The 18,945-nt window shown below is 69.3% G+C and carries 21 protein-coding genes; all 21 read right to left on the reverse strand.

The genetic code is table 11. The features are described from left to right. Positions 1-25 precede the first annotated feature (25 nt). The 21 genes from AC3AOF_RS10215 to AC3AOF_RS10315 all read right to left on the reverse strand — a co-directional run bounded on the left by AC3AOF_RS10215 (position 26) and on the right by AC3AOF_RS10315 (position 18,845). Entirely contained in the window at positions 26-535 is a 510-nt protein-coding gene (locus tag AC3AOF_RS10215) for a hypothetical protein (RefSeq protein WP_488348432.1), read from the reverse strand. A 54-nt stretch (positions 536-589) separates the two neighbouring features. Further along, positions 590-1,357: a hypothetical protein gene (locus AC3AOF_RS10220; RefSeq protein WP_488348433.1), complete on the reverse strand. Its 768-nt coding sequence runs from the start codon at positions 1,355-1,357 to the stop codon at positions 590-592. 18 nt (positions 1,358-1,375) lie between these two features. Then, a complete protein-coding gene (locus AC3AOF_RS10225; RefSeq protein ID WP_488348434.1) occupies positions 1,376-1,945 on the reverse strand; it encodes a phage tail-collar fiber domain-containing protein in 570 nt (189 codons plus the stop codon). After that, a complete protein-coding gene (locus AC3AOF_RS10230; RefSeq protein WP_488348435.1) occupies positions 1,946-2,857 on the reverse strand; it encodes a phage tail protein I in 912 nt (303 codons plus the stop codon). It lies immediately after the preceding gene. Beyond that, complete coding sequence (locus AC3AOF_RS10235; RefSeq protein WP_488348436.1) at positions 2,850-3,854, reverse strand: baseplate assembly protein; 1,005 nt, start codon at positions 3,852-3,854, stop codon at positions 2,850-2,852. The genes AC3AOF_RS10230 and AC3AOF_RS10235 overlap by 8 nt, the downstream gene beginning before the upstream one ends. An 18-nt stretch (positions 3,855-3,872) precedes the next feature. Next, positions 3,873-4,304 carry a GPW/gp25 family protein gene (locus AC3AOF_RS10240; protein WP_488348437.1) on the reverse strand — a complete coding sequence of 144 codons (432 nt, stop codon included), beginning with the start codon at positions 4,302-4,304 and terminating at the stop codon, positions 3,873-3,875. A 4-nt stretch (positions 4,305-4,308) separates the two neighbouring features. Continuing rightward, positions 4,309-4,683 (reverse strand): hypothetical protein, encoded by a 375-nt coding sequence (locus tag AC3AOF_RS10245; protein ID WP_488348438.1) that lies wholly within the window; start codon positions 4,681-4,683, stop codon positions 4,309-4,311. 1 nt (position 4,684) lies between these two features. Then, complete coding sequence (locus AC3AOF_RS10250) at positions 4,685-5,779, reverse strand: hypothetical protein (protein ID WP_488348439.1); 1,095 nt, start codon at positions 5,777-5,779, stop codon at positions 4,685-4,687. Beyond that, positions 5,776-6,552, reverse strand: coding sequence for a hypothetical protein (locus AC3AOF_RS10255; protein ID WP_488348440.1), 777 nt, complete (start codon positions 6,550-6,552; stop codon positions 5,776-5,778). Before AC3AOF_RS10255 ends, AC3AOF_RS10250 begins: the two co-directional genes overlap by 4 nt. Positions 6,553-6,562: 10 nt before the next feature. Further along, on the reverse strand, positions 6,563-6,964 hold the full coding sequence (locus AC3AOF_RS10260; RefSeq protein ID WP_488348441.1) for a hypothetical protein: 402 nt from the start codon (positions 6,962-6,964) through the stop codon (positions 6,563-6,565). Between the two features lie 28 nt (positions 6,965-6,992). Beyond that, positions 6,993-8,021, reverse strand: a complete 1,029-nt coding sequence (locus AC3AOF_RS10265) for a major capsid protein (RefSeq protein ID WP_488348442.1) — start codon at positions 8,019-8,021, stop codon at positions 6,993-6,995. 86 nt (positions 8,022-8,107) lie between these two features. After that, complete coding sequence (locus AC3AOF_RS10270; protein ID WP_488348443.1) at positions 8,108-8,482, reverse strand: head decoration protein; 375 nt, start codon at positions 8,480-8,482, stop codon at positions 8,108-8,110. Positions 8,483-8,545: 63 nt separating this feature from the next. Beyond that, complete coding sequence (locus tag AC3AOF_RS10275) at positions 8,546-9,703, reverse strand: head maturation protease, ClpP-related (RefSeq protein WP_488348444.1); 1,158 nt, start codon at positions 9,701-9,703, stop codon at positions 8,546-8,548. Continuing rightward, positions 9,678-11,219, reverse strand: coding sequence for a phage portal protein (locus AC3AOF_RS10280; protein ID WP_488348445.1), 1,542 nt, complete (start codon positions 11,217-11,219; stop codon positions 9,678-9,680). Before AC3AOF_RS10280 ends, AC3AOF_RS10275 begins: the two co-directional genes overlap by 26 nt. Before the next feature lie 4 nt (positions 11,220-11,223). Next, complete coding sequence (locus AC3AOF_RS10285; RefSeq protein ID WP_488348446.1) at positions 11,224-11,442, reverse strand: phage head-tail joining protein; 219 nt, start codon at positions 11,440-11,442, stop codon at positions 11,224-11,226. An 11-nt stretch (positions 11,443-11,453) separates the two neighbouring features. Continuing rightward, complete coding sequence (locus AC3AOF_RS10290) at positions 11,454-13,649, reverse strand: phage terminase large subunit family protein (RefSeq protein WP_488348447.1); 2,196 nt, start codon at positions 13,647-13,649, stop codon at positions 11,454-11,456. Between the two features lie 4 nt (positions 13,650-13,653). Continuing rightward, a complete protein-coding gene (locus AC3AOF_RS10295; protein WP_488348448.1) occupies positions 13,654-14,184 on the reverse strand; it encodes a hypothetical protein in 531 nt (176 codons plus the stop codon). A gap of 259 nt (positions 14,185-14,443) precedes the next feature. After that, positions 14,444-14,974: a hypothetical protein gene (locus AC3AOF_RS10300; protein WP_488348449.1), complete on the reverse strand. Its 531-nt coding sequence runs from the start codon at positions 14,972-14,974 to the stop codon at positions 14,444-14,446. Between the two features lie 78 nt (positions 14,975-15,052). Then, a protein-coding gene (locus AC3AOF_RS10305) for an IS5 family transposase (protein ID WP_442919232.1) occupies positions 15,053-15,894 on the reverse strand; the annotation gives its coding sequence in 2 pieces (ribosomal slippage) (positions 15,053-15,504 and positions 15,504-15,894; 843 coding nt in all). A gap of 119 nt (positions 15,895-16,013) precedes the next feature. After that, complete coding sequence (locus AC3AOF_RS10310) at positions 16,014-16,916, reverse strand: hypothetical protein (protein ID WP_488348450.1); 903 nt, start codon at positions 16,914-16,916, stop codon at positions 16,014-16,016. Between the two features lie 405 nt (positions 16,917-17,321). After that, on the reverse strand, positions 17,322-18,845 hold the full coding sequence (locus AC3AOF_RS10315) for a DUF5906 domain-containing protein (protein ID WP_488348451.1): 1,524 nt from the start codon (positions 18,843-18,845) through the stop codon (positions 17,322-17,324). Positions 18,846-18,945 lie beyond the last annotated feature (100 nt).

Here is an 18,945-nt window from a genome sequence, read left to right on the forward strand (position 1 = left end):
GCCCGGACGATCCGGGCGAGCAGGATCAGGCCCGCGGGATCGGCCAGGCCGCGGAGGCGACGGCACGCGCCGCCTGATCGAAGGTCACGGCGGCGTCGATCGCGGCCTTGGTGGTGAGGCGCGCCCGGCGGATGACAGCGCCGGCCTCGACCCATCCATCGCGCGCCGCCATGACGCCGCGCGCGACGCCGAGCACGTCCGTCGCGACAGTTCCGGTCTGCGGGTCGACGTCGATCCCGAGGGAGGCGGCGAGCATCGGGTAGGCGTCGGCGGCGATCGGCTTGCCGGCAGCCCCGGCGGCGAGGGCCGCCACCGCCTCGCGGCGCGTCTGGTCGTATTCCATTGCCTGCCCCACGCCCGCCGTGATGAGAGCGAGGCGGGCGGTCTCGGCCAACTCGTCGACCGCCTTCCGCAGGGCCGGCTTGACCGCGCCGAGGACGACCGACTCCGGCACGCCGCTCGCCATGAGGGAGGCGGGCGAGGCATTGACGTAGCCGACGCCGCCGTGAACGAGATGGGGAACAACAATTTCCATGGCAAAAACCCTTGCCGCAACCCGACCGGGCTGCGGTCACGAGGACGGGCGGGCTCAGATGGTCGCGAGGGTCGTCACGAGGTAAGGGATCGTCGTCGACGACGTGCCGCCGACGGCGGTGACCCCCTTGAGGACGCGGCCGTTGAGCGACGTCACCGCCCCCGGGAGCGCCACGCCGCTCGCGTGGAAGGCAACGGGCCAGTTGTCGAGCAAGAGCGCGCCGAAGGGATTGGTGGGGATCGTGATCGCGCTTGCGTTAAGGGAAATCTGCGTCGGTCCCATCTCGGCAAAAGAAGCCGGACAGAACATCGTTGCGCTGTTTAGGTCTTGGTACTGCGAGAAGCCGTCGAGCGACGGCATCACGAGGTTAATATTTTGGAACATCAGACCGGAGATGCCCGCGAGGCGAAACCCATACAGGACGCGAGCACTCGGTGAGACCGATGCATCAAGACCGCGCCCGAACGTTATCGTGCGCTGAACACTGCTGTCCGACGAGATGGCGACATAACGACCCCTGACGGTGACGAAACCGTCGGTCGAATAATCGGACGCGAGGGCGATATAGCATGTCCCGCCGATCGGAACCTTGGCGATGGCTGCCGGGATGGTCCGCAGCGGCGCAGCCTGAGTTCCGGGGTTGGCATCGGACCCGCTGACCTGATTGATATAGAAGCTCGCGCTCAGGTTCGCGAGGCGCGCGGCATAGACGGCAGTCACCTGATTGATGGCGCCGGTCGCCTGCCCGCTGATAGAGTTGAGGGTGGCCGTCGCGTTGGCGATGGCGGAAAGCGCGGCGGCGAGATCGTCTTGAACGGCCATGATCTTTTCCCATTTTCCTCAGACCGCGTTCGCCGCGGCGTTGATGATCGCCATCTGCTGCAAGCCGGCGGTGTTGATGTTTTCACGCTGCAACTGAGCAACGGCGCGAACGATATTCGAGAACGGTCCGACGACGCTGATCGAAATATTCGGAGCGCCGACGATGAATTGAATGAGATTGGCCGGAAGCTCGGAGAAACCGAGCGTGAAAGCGACGGCGACGCCGACATTCGCCGTCTTGTAGGCGAGCGGTGCATTCGGCTCCGACCACAGCGCGAACATCGTGCCGTCGTCGCAGAAAAACGCCACTTCGTTGATCCAGCCCTCGGCCGAGCCGTCGCAGTAGGCTGAGACGACCGCCTCGTTAGGCGCGATGTATTCGGTGCCGCCGACGAGGTAGCGGCCGAACTCCGAGACAAGAGATGTCTCGCCCGCCGTCGGGGTGTAGCCGGTGGTGCCGCCCGAGACGGCAACGCCGCGCCCGATCCCGATTTGCGTCAGATTGACCTTGAGACCGCTGTTCGACGCCTTCAGCGCCGAGGCGAGCCCCGCCCGCGTGATGCGGGCCGGGAGAAGACGATCAGGCATTTACGTTGCATCCATGCGCGCGGTGACGAAGACGACGCCCCGTCCGGCCGCTCGCGCGCCGGCTTGGGCGGATGTGCCCGTGAGGGCCCTTGCGGGGACCGCGGCCGACGCCAGCGCACAGGCGTAGCCGGCCACGGCCGCGGCCGAGGCGGTGCCCGTAGCCGTCACCGGCCGGGCCGCAGCGCGCGCGGGGGTGAGCGTGAATGCCCGCCCGGCGAACGTGCCGCACAAAGGGGTCGAGACCCTCGTCGCGGCGCGCGCGCGGGCATAGGGGGCGGTCAATCCGAAGGCCAAGCCGGCAACCGCCGCAGCAGATCGCGCGTCCGGGCGCTTGAGTGCCCGCGCGCACACGCCCGGGGTCGTCAGATTGTAGGCTGAGCCGGCGACGGCCGCGCCGGTCGGGCGCTCCAATTCGACCCCGATGCGAAACTCGAAAGCCCGCGACAGCGGAGACGACGCGCGCACCGCGTTGATCGCGGACTGCGTCAGCTCCCGGGTGATGAGCGGCCCGGCCCGCACGTACCGCAGGGTCGCGAATGCCGTGACCCGGTACGTATAGGGCGCGCCTTGCGGCGATTGCTGCCACCACTCAAGGATCTGCGTCCTCATCCCAAGGGCGCCGAGCGTGGCCTCGACCGAAGCCCGCGTGCCCTTGAGGCGGTGAACGGTTGGCGCCGCGGCGATCACCGCCCGCTGGATTTCCTCGGGCCAGGCCCGATCCCACACATCCACCGACCGCTCCCACGCGAGGTGGGGCAGGTAGGCGTATGGGACACGAGCCGGGTCCTTGAGGTCGATGAGGGCCAGCGACTCGGCGGCGCGGTCGTCGAGTCGCCCGTCGGTGTCGACGTGGGCCCGCTCCCGCGGCGTCGGATCGTCGAGGAGGTTCGGGCGCGCGACCGGATCAGCCATCCCCGACCTCCACCCGAACCACGATTTCGGTGCAGGAAGGCGCCCTGTAGGCGGACGCCGGAGCCGCAGGCGTGGGCAGCGCACCGTTGACGTCCGCCAAGGGCGAGAGGAGCGCGACCTGCTCGACGATGATCGCGCCGCTGGCATCCGGCACGTAGGACGCGCCATAGAGCATCTGGAGCAGCTGCGCGGCGCCGGGCCGACGCTGGCGCTTGGCCTGCGCGGCGAGCCGCGCCTCGGCCGCTGCCTGGACGACGCTGCGATCGGCGCCGCCACCGACGGTGAGCACCGCCTCGATCCGATAGGGCACAATCTCGGCCGCCGAGACGGTCAGGAAATCGGCGATCGGCCGCCGCGTCCCCGCGCCAAGCTCCGCCTGCACCGCCGCGACCAGGTCGGGCGAGGCCGTGCCATCGCCGGCGTCGGCGACGATCGGCACCCGCACGTGGCCGAGGGGCGTGAACGGCGCCGTGTAGGTCCCACCGAACGACATCGGGCCGTAGCAGGCCGCCGCCCGCACGCCAGGCACGCCGAGGGCGAAGCTGAGATAAGCGCCTTCGGGGCCACAGGTGGAGAGCGACTCCGGGGCGAGCTGGATCCGGGCGCGGAAGTCCGGATCCGGCTCCCAATCGGACGCCGCATCGGTGCCGAACACGTAAGGGCGAGGGGTCGCGACGAGGGGCAACCGCTTGACCGGCGGCAGTTGCGTCGCCCCGAGGTGGTCGAGGTAGTGGCCCCACGACGTCGCGAGCAGCACGGCGCGGGTCGCGTCATCCTGCGCGGCATAGACCAGTACCTCGCGGTAGGCCCCCGCCCTCTGGATGATGGCGACCGTGTCGGTCTTGAGGTTCGTGACATCGTAGGGGATGCCGGCGGCGTTGAGCCGCGCAGCGACGTCCGCCATGCGGGCGGCGTAGACCGGATCGAAGCCAAGCGGAGCCGGAAGGTCCGGCAGGCGCGACAGGTCGATGTCGGCGAAGCGGCGGGACACGGCCACGGGCGGGTTCCTGGAGATTTACGAGGCGACGGAGACGGTCAGCCGGCCGTCACCGCCGGCGACCAGGAGGCGCCGCTCGCCGCCCTCGATCGTCAGGTCGCCGAGGTGCCCGCGGGGCCGGTAGTAGGCGAGGACGACGAACCGGAGCTGGCCGAGGGTCAGGGCGTCGACCGTGTTGCCGCCGGGCTCGTTCGGGCCCGGCAGGTAGACCCGCGCCACCTTGAGACGCGGCTCCCACAGCGTGATCGCGAGGGCGAGCAGCATGCGGTAGAGGCCGACCAGGCGCGGCGTGATGCGGCGCCCGAACAGCTCGGCGAGGCCGCCGCCGAAGTGGCGCAGCATGATCGTGCTGCCGAGGCGGGTCGCATAAATCATCTCGACGCACTGTGCGACGTGGGCGAGATCGAAGAGCGGCTGCCCGGTCTCGCGGTCGAGGCCGCAGGACGCCATTGCGTCAGGCTTCGGGCGGGGGCTCGAGGCCGGCTTCGGTCAGCTCGCCGGTGAAGCCGCCCTCGCCGTCCGGCTCCATCGGAACCGCAACCATCACCACATCGCTGCCGGCGCTCTCGCGGGGCCCGGCGAGGCCGGTCGCGTACTCGGCCTGACCGTCGCCGAGCGGCTCCAGGCGAGGCAGGGTGGCACGCCCCGCCTCGCTGAGGCCGGCGAGCGGTCGCGCCTCGGCCTCGATCGTGGTCGGCTCGAGGTATCCGAGGTCGACCTCGTAGCGCACCGCCGCGGGATCGGCGTGCACCAGCTCGTCGGTCGCGAGCCGCAGGCCGTGCACATGCGCGGGCGCCGCACCCGTGACGCGGTAGAGAGATTTCGTCATGTTATTCAGATCCCAGCTTGTACGACTTCGTCACGCCCTTGGTGAGAGCAACCTGGCCGTCGAGCATGTCGCCCAGGCCGCCCATCGTCCGCACGACATCGCCGAGCGCGCCGGTGATCTGCGCGCGCAGATCACCGAGCGCACCGGCCGCCGGCGTGCCGGCCAGCAACCCTTCCAATTGGCCGAGCCGGCTCTCGATCTCGGCCGTGACGCCGCCCGTCGCCTGAGCCGCGAGCCCCTGCAGCTCGCCGACGACGGAAGAGGCGACCGCCTGCGTCGCGGCGTCGAGGTCTCCGGTCTCGACCAGGTTCGCGACCTGGCCGATCAGCCCGCCGATCTGGCCGTTCATCGCGCCCATGATGATGCCCGTCAGGCCGTCGAGAAACGAGGTCTGGAGCTTCGCCACGGCCATCTGCACGGCCGACCCGAGATAGCTCTGTAACTTGCCCGTCACGCCTTTCACGGCCGCCTCGAGGCTGGAGGCGTCGCCGTTGAGGAGTGGGATCAGAGCCATCACCTCGGGGTTGCGGAATTGCAGCACCTGGCGGAGCTTCGAGGTCGCGTCGTGCAGGCCCGCGATGGTGTGCGCGTTCTGGGTCACAGCCGCGCGCAGGCCGGCGAGCTGCTTGTTGAGCATGTGCTCGAGGTTGCCCTCGCCCGGGTCGTCGCCGACGAAACGCCGGTGCGACTTGTCGGCCTGATCCGTCACCTTGCCTTGCTTGACGCGGTGGTTCTGGCCGTCACGATTGAAATGCACCGTCGTGTCGCCGTCGGGCGCCGGGTTCTTCTTCGCGTCGGAATGGGTCAGCGCGACATAGATGCCCTGTTGTTGATCGCCGTTCGAGGCGATCAACAGGCCCTGCTCGCCCTTGCCAGGAAGGTAGCTCGTGACCCCTGAGGCGTCGGATGGCTTGATCCAGTCCGACAGGTTCGGCTTCCCGTCCGCACCGCCGCCGAGGTCGATCCGCACCCCCTTTTCGTGGTCGCGCTCGACCACCGGACCGGGGCGGATCATGTTGGTGACGCGGGTTTCGAGCGCGCCGATGCGCCGTTCGATTCGGAGCACGGCGTCAAGGAGGTCGGCGAGGTCGCTCATGGGCTTTGCTCCCGATAGACGACGAGGTCGCCTCGCGCCGTCTGCACGGTGATCCGCGCGATCCGTGGCTCGGCCTCGCCCCCGGGGAGCGCGCCAAGGCCCACCGCGTCCAGTGCGGCCCGGGTCTGGCCGAGACGGCGCTGCATCGCCTGCCAGGGTGGCAGGGTGTCGCCGGTCAGGAGCGCGGCAAGGAGGTCGCCGTAGAGCGTCAGTTCCGGATCGCCCCGCATCCGCGACACCAGTGCATCCCACGGCGCAGGGATCGCGTCCCGGCCCCGCTCCGGCTCCTGGAGCGGGTCGACCGTGACGATGATCTGGCGGGCGGCGAACCGCACGCCCTTGTCGGTCGACGCGCCGCGGCGCGTCGTGATCATCTTCACCTCGCCCCGGAAAGCCCGGTAGAGCTCGGACCACGGCGAGGTCGGGTCCCTCAATGCCGCCCGGACCTGCCAAGCCATGATGTCGAGGGTCGCCTCCATGCCGGCATCGGTGTGCGGCACGGTGACGGTGGCCGTCCCCTCCTCGATCACGACGGAGCCGGCGAGCACCATCTCAATCACGAGGTCGACCTGTCGCGTGCGGATGCGCGGCGTCCTGGGATCCGGCTGGCGCACGTCGTCGTCGACGTAGACGACAAGGAGCGGCAGCGCCCCGTCGCTCGCGAGTTGGTCGAGCGGCGTCACGTTCGAATCGTAGACCCGGTCATCAGCCAGCGTCGCCCCGAGGAGCGCCCGCTTGAGGCAGGTGCGGATCGCGAGGCCCGTGAGGCTCATGGATTGGTGCTCAGAACTTGATGGTGACGAGCGGGAACTTGCCCTCGGCGAGGTCGGTGGGCTCGGCCCGCACAATCTCGTAGGACGGGGTGCCGGGCTGGTCGGTGAGCGTGATCCGGTCGCCGACCCTGACCGCGTAGGGAATTGAGGCCAGCACCGCCGGCTCAATCCAGAGCTCTGCCACCCCGACACTCGTCCGGGTCATCCCGTTGAGCTCGGTGCCACGGCGCACGCCCTGCAGCGTGTCGGCGGCGGGGTGGAGCGTGAACACGCCCCGGACCTCGCGCGGCGGGCGAGACGGGTCGGCGCCTGGCGGGGTCATCTCGCCCCGACCGGGACCGGGCTTGATCCAGGGCGAGAGGAGCACGGCCTCGCCGAAGTAGCCGGTGATGACGGCGTCAGCCGCCGCCATAGCAGCCTCAAACGGCGAGGCCATCGGCTCAGTTCACCTTGGCGCAGAAGCTCGCGTTGACGCGGCTCGGCACCACGAGCGGGGCCGATTCCGAGTAGGCGTTGCGCCGGCTCGGGTTCTCGGTGTCGTAGACCTTGCGGAAGATCTCCATCGGGACGAGCGCGGTGACGTCCTGGATCGCCCCAAAGGCGCGCACACCCTCGATCGCGGGCGAGCCCATGATGACGTTGTAATCGTCGATGAAGCGGGCCGAGGTGCCGTCGGCGTTCTCGAAGCTCTGCTGATAGACCCAGAACTCGAAGTCGCCGACCGACCCCACGTAGCGGGCACGGGAGACGTCGTCGGGACGGATCGGCCCGAGCTCGACATTGCCCGAGGCCTGGCGCCGGATGTCGAGCACCTTGCGGAAGTCGTCGTCGGCCCGCGCCAGCTTCCAGGCGCCGCCGCCGAGCGTGACCTGTACCGGAGCGACGCCGCACTTGTCCTGAACCGACTGCGCCCAAGTCTCGACGCTGTCGAGCACCTTCACGCCGGTCTGCCCCCAGCGCTGCCCGCCGGTCAAGTTCACCGTAAGCGAGGGGTCGCGCTCGTAGTCGACGACCTGGGTCGGATAGTCCTCGCCCTGGACCGTCACCTTGCCGAAACGCAGCGCCTGCGCGGCCATCCACTCGAGCCGGAACAGGAAGGCGCGCTCCTGGGCGGCGAGCACGTCGACCATCACGGCGTCCATGCGCTCGACCGGGCTCATCTCGCCCGAGTAGCGCTCGCCGGCCATGCGCTTCATCGCGCGACCCGGCTTCACCACCTCGAGGAGCTTCACGTTCGCCGGCTTGAACGACTTCGTGATGTAGCCGCCGGAGGTCGAGGGCTTGGCCGACGCGTCCGGGTGCACGAACGGGGCGAGCTTGCGGCCGGTCTTGATCAGGTCGAAATCGATCGACTCGGTGTCGAAGTTCTGCGCCTGCGGGAAGAACTGGTCGAGGAGGAAGGTCGAGGGGGTGTCGACGCGCTCGTCCATGACGCGGGCGAGCGTGTGGGTGTCATAGACCAGGGTCATGACGACGGACTCCGATGGGAAAGGCAGGATGCGGGGGGTCAAGCCCGTCGGGCGGGCGGCGGGCGGGGGTCAATCCCGCGAAGCGGTCAGTAGGTCGGCAGCACGAGCGGGCTGCGCAGGGACAGCGGCGAGCCCCCGAAGGCGATCCGCACGTCCTCGGCCGAGAAGCTCGGGTCGATCACGAGCATGGCGGGGTCGAACACGCCCGCCTTGTAGGTGGGACCGACGGTGTCCGTGGCACTCGCGTCGACCGCCTGGACGGCGATCCCGACCGGCTTCTGCGAGCCGTCGGTGGCGGTCTTGACCGCAAGCTTGAGCTTGCCGGTCGCGGTGATCCGCCCGACCACCGACAGGGCGGCGACCAGCGCCCCGGAGGCGTAGGTCTCCGGCTCGGAATAAACCGGCATCGTGCCGGTGATGAGGTGCTCGGGAACGTAGGCGTTGGTCTCGTTCAGGGCCATGGCGGCGCCTCGTCTGTCACGAAGGGGGTGCGGCGCCGCGGGGCGCCGGGGAGAGGCGGAGGATCAGCCCTCGGGCCGAGCGTCGCCGCGGGTGCGCCCGCCGGCCTTGCGGTAGGAGGCGAGGATCCCGGCCGCCTTGTCGTCCTTGGCCGGCGAACCTCCGCCGACGTGACCGGCATTCGGAGCCGGCAGGTTCGGGGACTGGCCGGACGCCATGGCGTCGATCAGCGCGTCCTTGGCGCCATCGAGCGAGGTCGCCTTGGCGACGATGCCGTTGAGCACCGCGAGGCCGAGGCCGGACTTCTCGGCCGCTGCGAAGAACTGGTGCGCCCAGGCCTTCGGCGCGGCGGGCGGGGCCTCGGGTTCGGGCGCCGGCGCAGCCTTGGCGGCGACCGCTGCGACGAGGCCGGACTGCGCGGCCTCTGCCGTCTCGGCGCTCGCTACGATCGCGAGAAGCGAGGAGAGCGGCAGGCCGGCGCTCTCGGCACCGGCGTAGAAGTCGGCGGCCCAGGCCTTCGCCGCCTGGGCGGCGGCGGTCGGGGGAGCAGGGGCCGTCTGGGTCTTGTCGGTCACGGGCGGATCTCCGGCCGGGCTACGGGAAGCCGCGTGGGCGGCCTGGGGGCGGGACCGGGTCGGAAGCCCGCTCGGGGCATGCGCGTAGACCCAGTAGTCGAAAGCGGCGGTGGGGGCGGGCGCGTCGGTGAGCGTCCCGGTGCACAAGCCCCGGGTCACGGCCTCGGAGGCCGTGAACCAGGTTTCGGTTCTCATCAGGTCACGGGCGGCCTGACGCTCCATCCCGGCCCGCGCGGCGTAAATGCCGGCGTACTGGTCGGAGAGCTTGTCGAGGACGAGCGCGCTGTGCTGGTGGTCGGCGGTGGTGCCCCAGGTGACGCTCGCCGCGTCGTGGATCATCACCATGGCGCCGTCGCGGATCTGCCGCGCAGCACCGGCCATCAGGATCAGCGAGGCGGCCGAGGCCGCGATGCCGTCGACGATTACCGTGACCGCGGCCGGATGGGCGAGGAGGAGCGAGTAGATCGCCACCCCGTCGAAGGCGATGCCGCCGCCGGAATTGAGCCGCACGGTGAGGGGCTCCGGCCCATGCTCGGCAAGCGCCGCGGCGACGTCCGAGACCGTGAAGCCGTCGCCCCACCCCCAGGGATCACCCACGTCGCCGTAGAGCAGGAGCTCGTTGTTAACGAGGAGGCTGGCGCGTTCCATCGGGGCTATCCTCGGGGGCGGCCGGTGCGGCCTCGGATGTCGGGACGGCCTTGGCCGCGTTCATCGGGAAGCGGCCGTCCGAATCGAGCTTCAAGCCCTCGGCGTCGGCCCGATCGTTGTCGGCGCGGATCTCCGCGTCGAGCACCTCCGGATCGAAGCCGAGCTTCCTCTGCTCCTCCGAGCGCGACGACAGGCCGGACCGGATCGCGTCGCGCGCGGCAGCGATCTCCTCGGACGGCTTGATCATCTCGCGCCGCGGGGGCGTCCATTCGAGGTGCGCTCGCACCGGACCGTTGAGCGGGATGCTGGCGGCCTCCAGGAACCACCGCCCGATCCCGACGCAGGCGTGCGGAATCAGCATGTGCCAGCGCCAGACATCGATGCTGCGCTGGAACTCCAGCCAGCCGCGGCGCCCGCCCGAGAAGTTCTCTTGGCTGAGGTCACCCGAGATCAGGTCATAGGGTACCCCGTAGCCGACTGCGATCCGGCGCACGGCCGAGCGGGTGAAGTCAGGATAGCCGGCGTTCTGCGGCGGCTGCGCGAACTTCACGTCCGTCCCGCCGGTCAGCCGCTGGATCATGCCCGGCTCGAGCATGTCGACCGGGCTGCCCGCCGGGCTGCGCAGGCCGCTGTCCTGCCCCTGCCCGCCCGCATCCTCCGGGTCGATCCAGAAGACGGCGAAGCACGAGGCGATCTTCTCGCGCAGGAGCGCCGCGTCCTCGTACTCGCCGAGATCCCACAGGGTCATGACGACCGGGGCCGCCCACGGAATACCGCGGGCCTGGTCGGGCCGGTCGACCCTATAGACGTGGATCACGTCGTCGGCCGGCACGCGGGCCGAAGTCACGCCGCGGCGGTAGCTCGTGCCGTAGGGGTGCTCGGGATAGAGCCAGTAGGCGACGCGCCGACCGGCCTTATCGAACTCAATCCCCTGAAAGCAGACGTTTCCGTTGGCGAGCGGTCCATGCCGGTTCGGATCGAGATAATCGGGCTCGAGCACCCGAACCTGGAGCGGCACGGCCAGACGCAGGCTGGCCGGCGGCCGGTAGCGCACGATCAGCGCCTCGCCGCTCTCGACCACGGTGCGCATGACCAGGAGCTGCAACCCGTAGAGGGTGTGGCGGCCGGCGAGATCGATCGCGGTGGTGTCGAGGTGGTCCTTGATCAGCGCCTGCAGCGCCTTCTTGGTCCGGGACTTGGTGTTCGCGACCGAGGGGATGATGCCGGAGCCGACGACGTTCGAGGGAATGCCGGCGACCGCGCGGGCCGCATAGGGGTTGTTGCGACCGAAGTCCCGGCTGACGTCGCGCAGGCGACCAAGCGCATAGAGGATCTCGGCGTTGGCGTCCGAGGTCGAGATCCGCCGCCCGGCAGTGCGGTGGGTGCGCGCCGCCCCGTCGTAGAGGGCGGTGGCGCGGGTCAGCCCGTCCATGCGGGCGCGGGCCGCGAGCCGCGCCGCGCCGGTCCGTGGCGCGACGTAGGCGATGGCCCTGTCGAGCAGGGTGGGCGTCGTCATGCGGCTATGCGAGGTTCGAGCGCACGCCCGCGGCGTAGCGGGTCGGCCGCGCTGTCGCGCCGGGCTGGGCTGCCTGGATCAGGCCCTCGATCCGCTTCATCTCGTCGAGGGAGCGGAACTTGGTCAGGCGCCCGTCGGCGAAACGCACCTCGGTCGCCCCCGTGGCGATCGCCCGGCGGATCGTCGCCAGGTCGCCGGGCGAATAGGCGGGCACGTCGGCCATGGGAGCAGTCCTCAGCGCCTGAGCCAGCGTCCGGTGCGCGGGCCGAGAAAGCCCGACCGCCCGCCGGAGACGAGGTGGTCGGGTGGTGGATCGGTGTCGCCGGAGGGCGCCGGAGGGCGCCGGGACAACGGGAAGAGTTTCGGCGTTGCTCGCGGCGTGACCGCGGCCGGCGCCTCTGGTTCGGGCTGCGAAGGGGCGGCCGGGCCATCACCGCTGAACAGGTCCGGCACGCTCGGGCGGATCGCCCGCTCGCGCCACAGCTCGGCCCAGCGCTGGGGGCTGTAGCCGTCGACGCCGAGGCCGAAAGCGAGCGCACGGGCGCCGACCGCGATGTCGAGCGCCTCGTTCGCCTGACCGGCCTTCTTCATCCACACACGCTGGTCGCCCGAGCGCTGGTGGAGGGAGCGGCGCGACTTGCCCTTCGCCTCCTCGCGCGGGTCCACCAGGATCTCGGCGGTGAGCTGTCGGCAGTACGCCTCGTCGACGAGGTCGACCGGCAGGTGCAGCGTCTCGGGCTTGAACCGTCCCGAGGCGTCGCGGCCCGCGACCAGGTTCGCGAGGCCTTGGTAGATCCGGCCCTTCAGACCGAAATTGCCGATGTGGTGAAGTTCGACCGCGCCGCGCTCGCGCCCGGTCTTGTCGCGGATCTTCACGACCGCGGCGGTGAGCGGGATCGCGTCGGGCTTGTTCGCGCCCTTGCAGGCCTTGAGCCGCAGGGAGCGTCCGCGGATGCGCAGGTAGAGGTCCGGTGCGGAAAAGCCCGTGTCCATGCCGACGATGTCGATCGGCAACTCACCACCGCCCTGGGTCGGATAGGTCCGCGCCAGAAGCGCGTCGACCGCGTCCCAGGCCTCGTCGGTCTCGGCCGGGAACGGGATCACGCCCCGATCAATCAGCCAGCCCTCGAGCCGCGGCCCCCAGGCCCATACGCCCCATTCAAGGCGGTTGCCCTGCACGTCGATGAAGCCGGTGAGCACGGCGGCCGGGTACGGCACGATCCTCGGCGGGAACGGTTCGCGCGCCGCGTGCAGCTTCTCCCAGGCCGGCGCATCGGACTTCGCCTCATAGGCCTCCCCCAGGTCCTGCTGGACGTGGGCCTTCATCAGGATCGGCGCGGCCTTGGCGTCCTCGCCCCGCTTCCAGATGTCGGTCCACGACTCGAGCGGCGAGTAGGCCGCCCAGACCGCGTAGCTCGGCTGCCGGCCGGCGACGCGCCCCGTGCAGGGGTCGCAGACCCAGACCTCGATCTCGGCCGCCGGAATGACCTCCGGCACCGGCGCTGTCCCCTCGGGAACCCAGGTCGGGATCCAGCGTCCGGCCGCGAGCATCGCCGGCCGGTCGACCTGATCGATGAGCGAGCCGCAGGCCTGGCACGAGAAGGTCGCGCGACCCTGCGTGGCGGCACTCGGCGCCTGCAGGTTCGCCGGGGTCAACACCTGGTAGGTCGCGCAATGGGGGCAAGGGACGTAGCGCCGGCGCCGGTCGCCCTCGTCGTGCAGGACCGTGATCCGGCACAGGCCTGCGAACCCCGGCGTCGAGCAGTTGAGCTCCTTTGCCAACCCGAGACCCGAATACGCCTTGAGGCGCGCCTTCGACTGACCGACGGGGTCACCGCGGCCGTCGGTGTCGAACGGGTACTCCGAGATCTCGTCACGCGCCATGTAGCGGATCGAGACCATCTGCAGCCCCTTCGACGAGGAGGCCGTGACGATCTGGTTGAACCCACCCGAAAAGCGCTTGAACGAGGTGGTCGAGGCTGCCTCGTCCCGCGAGTTCTCCGGCCGCACGCGGTGGCGGATCAGTGGGCTCGCGTCGATCGTCGGCTGCAGCTTGACGCGGTTAAACTTGATTGCCTCATCCAGCGAGGGCAGCATCGTCATCATAGGTCCGGGCGCCCGGTCGACGATGAACCCGAACCAGTTCACGATGAGCTCGCTCTTGCCGATCTGCGCCGAGCATTTGAGCGTGACGCTCGCCGCCGGATGATCCGGGTGCAGGCAGTCCATCGGCTCGCGCAGATGCGGCATCCGGTCGGTCGACCAGAGGCCCGGGAACGGCGAGCCCGATTCCGCCGAGACGTGCCGGAAGCGGTCGGCCCATTGCGAGACCGTCAGCTCCTCGACCGGCTCGCAGGCCGCGACGAGGGCAGAGAACAGCACGGCGCGGCCGGTCGCGAGGGGATTCGCCAGCGCCGAACCTGCCGTCATGGGATCACGCGTCAGGCGCGGACGGCGCCCCCTCTGTGGCCTGGAGCGCCTTGGTCAGGGCGGCGCGAAAGGCCTCGAGGCCCGCCTCCTTGAGCTTGCGCAGGTGGGGGCGGATCGTCCGGGCGTCGTGCCCGGTCGCCGCGGCGAGGCGCTCGGCCGTGTCGGCGAGCGCGAGGTCGAAGGCTTGGCCCAACGCGCTCACCGCCTCCCGGGCGGCCTCGACTACCTCGGCGGTCGGGGTGAGCTGGCCGCGGGCCTTGGCGAGCTCCAGCTCGCGTAGACCGGCATCGGCCTCCTCCTTGCGGGCCTTGGCCGCCCCGTTGCGGCGAGGCTCAGCGTAGGAGGGGCGTCCGGCCGGCGGGGCGGCGGTGACGAGATTGATGTTCTCGGCCCGGTGGCGGACCACCGCGGCATAGGACACCAGCGTGTCGCGCCCCTGCGCGACCGGGTTCAGCGCGTCGGCGTAGCGGGTGATGTAGCGCGACAGTGTCGAGCGGTTGATCGCGACCCCGTCCGCCGTCAGGCGTCTGTGCAACTCGGAGATCGAGACCAGATCTGTGCAATCTGTGCTCATGCCTGTGCAGACCTGTGCATCGGTTTTCGGATCGAGCAACTAGAAAAATCTCGGGTGCTTTCCGCCCGCGGGCCTCTCCCCCCTAGGGAGGACCCGCGGGGGGGTGGGCAGGCAGGGCCGCAGCAGGCCCGGGTGGGCACTGCGGCCCTGCCGGTCAGCCGCCCGCACCTCCGCTTGTGGCGTGGGAAGGGGGCGCGGCCGAACCGAATGGGGTGAGGTGTCAGGGCAGCAGACGGGCGAGCCGCTTCATCACGGCCGCCTCAACCGCGGCCGGGGCAGCCGCCTCGAAATGGTCCGCCGTCCGACCCGTCACGATCTCCTTCGGGATCGCCGGACCGAACAGAGCGCGGATCGGGAAGCGGCCCGGCCCGAGGCGGGCGCGGAGCAAACCTTGGTCTCTCGTCTTGAAGGAACGGGCAAACGTATGGGCGACGCCCCAGGGCATCGCCGTCACCGGGCGCCGTGCGCCGGCACTCACCGGAAATTCCTTGATCGGCATGCCCTTGCCGGTGCCCTGGATCTCGTAGACCAGATTCCCGAGATGGGCGCGCTTGGTGGCGGTGCGCTTGGTGACCGAGCCGTAGGCCTTGACGCCCGTCTGGTCTTTCAGGTCGCGCCGGACCGGGGTGCGGCTCTTGTCGCCGCCCTCGTTCAGGCCCTCGACCAGGGCCCGCTGGGCTTTGGCCGGGAAGGTGGCGATGGCGCGGGTGTACTGGCCCAGGCCGCCCCCGACCGTGACGGTGAGGCCCATGGGGGTGCATCTCCACGCCGCCGCCAACGAAAAACCCCGGCGGGATGCGCCGGGGTTTCTCTAAGTGTCTGTCCGGGATCATGCTGATTGTTGGCAGAGTTTTCTGAGCATGATGCGGATGGAAGCAAGGCGCAGGAAAGCCAGCGCCTTGCGGGTGCGGCACTCCCAATCCTTCGCCAGCCGCCGGCAGCGATTGAGCCAACCAATCGTCCGCTCCACGATCCAGCGCTTGGGCAGGACCTCGAACCCGACCGCCTGATCCGACCGCTTGACGATTTCCACCGTCACAGACCGGCAGACCCGTTCCAACGCCTCCCGGAACACCGGCCCCTGGTAGCCGCCATCTGCATACAGCTTCAGCAGGAACGGGTAGAGACTAAACAGCGTCGCCATGACCCATACGCCGCCATCACGATCCTGCACGTCGGCCGGATGCACCAGAGCATGCATCAGCAGACCTTGCGTATCGACGAGGAGATGGCGCTTCTTGCCTTTGATCTTCTTGCCCGCATCATAGCCGGACGGGTCGATCGTGCGCCCCCTTTTTCCGCGCTCTTGACGCTCTGGCTGTCAATGATCGCTGCCGTTGGGCTGGCCTCACGTCCTGCCTGTTCGCGGCAGAGAACGTAGAGGGTGTGATGGATGCGCAGGAGAGTTCCGTCGTAATCCCATAAATCGAAGTAGCCATGCACCGTCGAGCGAGGCGGTAGATCTTTTGGGATAGCGCGCCATTGGCACCCCGTTCCAAGGACATACATCAAGCCGTTGACCACCTCGCGCAGATCAACCGTTCGTTTGTTTCCCCCGCGTCGAGCCGGTGGGAGAAGGGGAGCAACAAGCGCCCATTCCTCATCCGTCAAATCAGTGGGATAGCGAAGCTTGCTGCGGTCGTACCGCTGGCGGTTCTCAGGCGTCCACATCGCTCAAGCATACGCCTGTCAGCGCGAACCGCAACGCGCTCCGAAAAAACAAATTCTTCCCGGACAGACTCTAAGCCCTTTCCGGGCATCCGAACGTTCACCAAACCCCTACGCAGCTGTCAAGCGGCCCCCTGCAGCGGCTGGCGCACAGGGGAGACGGCGCGAGGGGGCCGTTTCAGAGGGCGAACGGGCGCTTTGTCGAGGAGAGGCGACACGCGCAGAAGGCTGTGGACAACCCGACGCTTGGGCCGATCGCCCGTCTCCCAGGGACGAACGGGCCGGTCGCTCGGTTCGACCGCATAAGCGCCGAGGCGTCGGGCGATTGCCCCATGCACGACGTCGAGGGCCGAGCGCCACAGCTCGTACTCCCCGCGGCTCACGACCGTGTCGACCGGGGACGGGTCGAGGTAGGGCCGCTGGTAGGCGTCCGGATAGGGATGACCGTGCTTGTCGGTCCCCTTGACCTCGATCTCGAATGGGCCGTCGGCGCCCTGGCAGACCGTGCGGCGGAACCAGGCCGGCCGGCCGTTGGCCTGGAGCGTCAGGCGCTCCTCCGGCACGTCACCCTCCCACACCGGGCAGCCGCCGAGCACCGCATAGCGGCGGATCAGATGGGCCGGGGTGTGGAGCGGACGCAGCGCCGGCAGGCCGGCCGGGTCACGGTGAGTGAGGGCTGCGATCCCCTCCCCCACCGCCGCCTCCCGCAACGGGCAGCGCGGGCCGAGATCGGCGATTGGATACCAGCCCTCCGGCAGGTCGAACGCCGCTGCGGAGAGCCGCCCCACGGCCTCGGCGGCCAGCACGGCATCAGGATGGGGCTCGGCCCGGGCGTAGAGGTCCGGGATGACCCCGTAGCGGTTCTCACGGTCGATCACCGTGCCGAGTTCGCCGCAGCGCTCCACCCCACCCCAGGCGCCACCGTACTCGGCCGGCCCGACCGGCCCGCCATCGGCCTGCGCCTTCGGAAGCTCGTCCCGGTAGGCCCAGCGCAGGAAGTCCTCGATTCCGATCCGCTTACGCATCACCCACACCGACCTTCAAGAGACGGATTATGATGCACTATCAGAGGTTTACATCGGATTTCGGGGCATCGGCCATCGCCGGCGGCCTCCAACACTGCCCCACCTGCCCCACCTTGAAGAAGAAAGAAAAGAAGGTGGGTCAGGGCAAGCCATTGCATTCGCTGGCTTTTCCCACCTGCCCCACCTGTCCCACCTTTTTCCTCACGTGAATCGATTCTCCGCCGCCGGATCGGCTGCCGGGAGAGACCGGGAAGGAAGGGGAGGATCGCTCGCCCGCGCGCGCGGACCCGAAAAAAGGTGGGACAGGTGGGGCAGGTGGGACAACCCAATGAAATCAGAGACTTACCGCGACCCACCTCCGAGGGGTGCCCCACCTCGACGTGGGGCAGCAGGGCTTTCCACCCCTTAGCGCCCGGTCTCTCCCGGGCTGCCCTCGTCGTCCCAGGCCACGGCCTGGTTGACCTCGCGTTCGAAGAAGTCGCGGCACACCGCGAGCGGCGGCAGTTGGTAATGCCAGAGCCGTTTGGTCTCCATGTGCCCCAAATGGGCCGTCAGCTTCTCGCGCTTGAGTTCCGGAACGATCTTCTTCATCTTGATGCCGAATGAGGTCATCTCGGATTTGCGCTTGATACCGATCTTGTCGGCAGAGGTCAGGTAGTCGTCGAACATGTCTTCGATCACGACGTCGGTACGCCAGTAGTCGAGCTTCGAGGTTGGGGTGCCGGCGCACAGGCGCTCGAACCACCAGCTCTCGACCGATTCGAGGCCGCGCAGCTTCTGCTCGAGGAGCGCGCCGGTGCGCGGGATCTGGCGCACGTTGACGGTTGAGAGGTCGAACGCGAGCAGGTCATACAGCAGGGCCTCCCGGCCGCCCTCATCCATCTCGCGGGATAGCTCGGCGAAGTACTCCGTGTTCTGTGCGCAGCCGTCGCCGACGTCGATGACGCAGAACCGGCGCTCGTCCTTTCCGGCCGGCACCACCCAATCCTCGTTCGAGGTCATCAGGAGCCGGACGTAGTTCTTGAGCCGGATCGGATCGACGCCCTTCGATTCGATCATCTGCGTCTTCGAGGTCACGAGGCTCTTGAGCCGCCCCGCGGCGTTCTTGTCGCCCGCCCAGACCGCCTCCTCGGCCTGCAGCAGCAGGCACGAGGCCATGTGTGCGTTGAAGTTGCCGGTGAGATAGCGGGCGTCGTCGACGAGGAAGAAGTGGCTCTCGAACAGCGAGCCGACAATCTCGCCGAGGATCGACTTGCCGGTGCCCATCTTGCCGCGCAGGACGATCGAGGTCCCGACCCGCTCGCGCGGGCGCTGCACGATGTGGGCGAACCAGGCAAAGACCCAGTTGAACAGCGTGCGCGAGCCGCCGCAGACGTTGGTCAGAAGATGGTCGCGGAACACGCCGTAGCCGTTCGGCTTCGCCCGCGGCGTGACGGTGAAACCCTGCCACAGGTTGAAGTAGCCCGGCGTGTTCGCGGCGTTGTTGGGGTCTGGGTAGAACTCAATGCCGCGGTACTGGCGCCGGTCGCGGCTCACCAGCCAGCGCGCGGCATAAGTCGTGCGCTTGATCTTGCCGTCCTTGTCGAGGATTTCGGTCGGCGCGTTCATGAACCAGGCGCGGAACGCGTCGAGGGTGAGCAGCTTGACCCGGTCCTCGATCGGCCCGCCGTCCTGCTGCTGCATGATGACGGCCTTCGAGCCCATCAGGACGAGGGCATATTCCCGGTTCATGGCGGCGAGGTCGAAGCCCAGGTCGCGCGGCTTGGCCGGCTCCCCGCCCTCGGCCGCGAGCGGCACGTCGCTGTCACCGTCGGCGCCGTCGTCGAACGCATCCTGCAGGCTGTCAGCCGCGTCGGGATCGGGCGTGTCGGCCTCGAGGGCGGCGGCAGTGAAGGCCCCCGCGATGCGGTCTTTGGGATCGGTGGACACGTCTCAACTCGCGCAGGGCAGGAATAGCGATGGGCGGAGGGTGACAGGACGGACGCGACAGGAGGCGTTTCCCCCCTTCGAACCCGGTCTCTCCCCCGGC

The sequence above is a fragment of the Methylobacterium sp. 142-1Y genome (assembly GCF_057747795.1).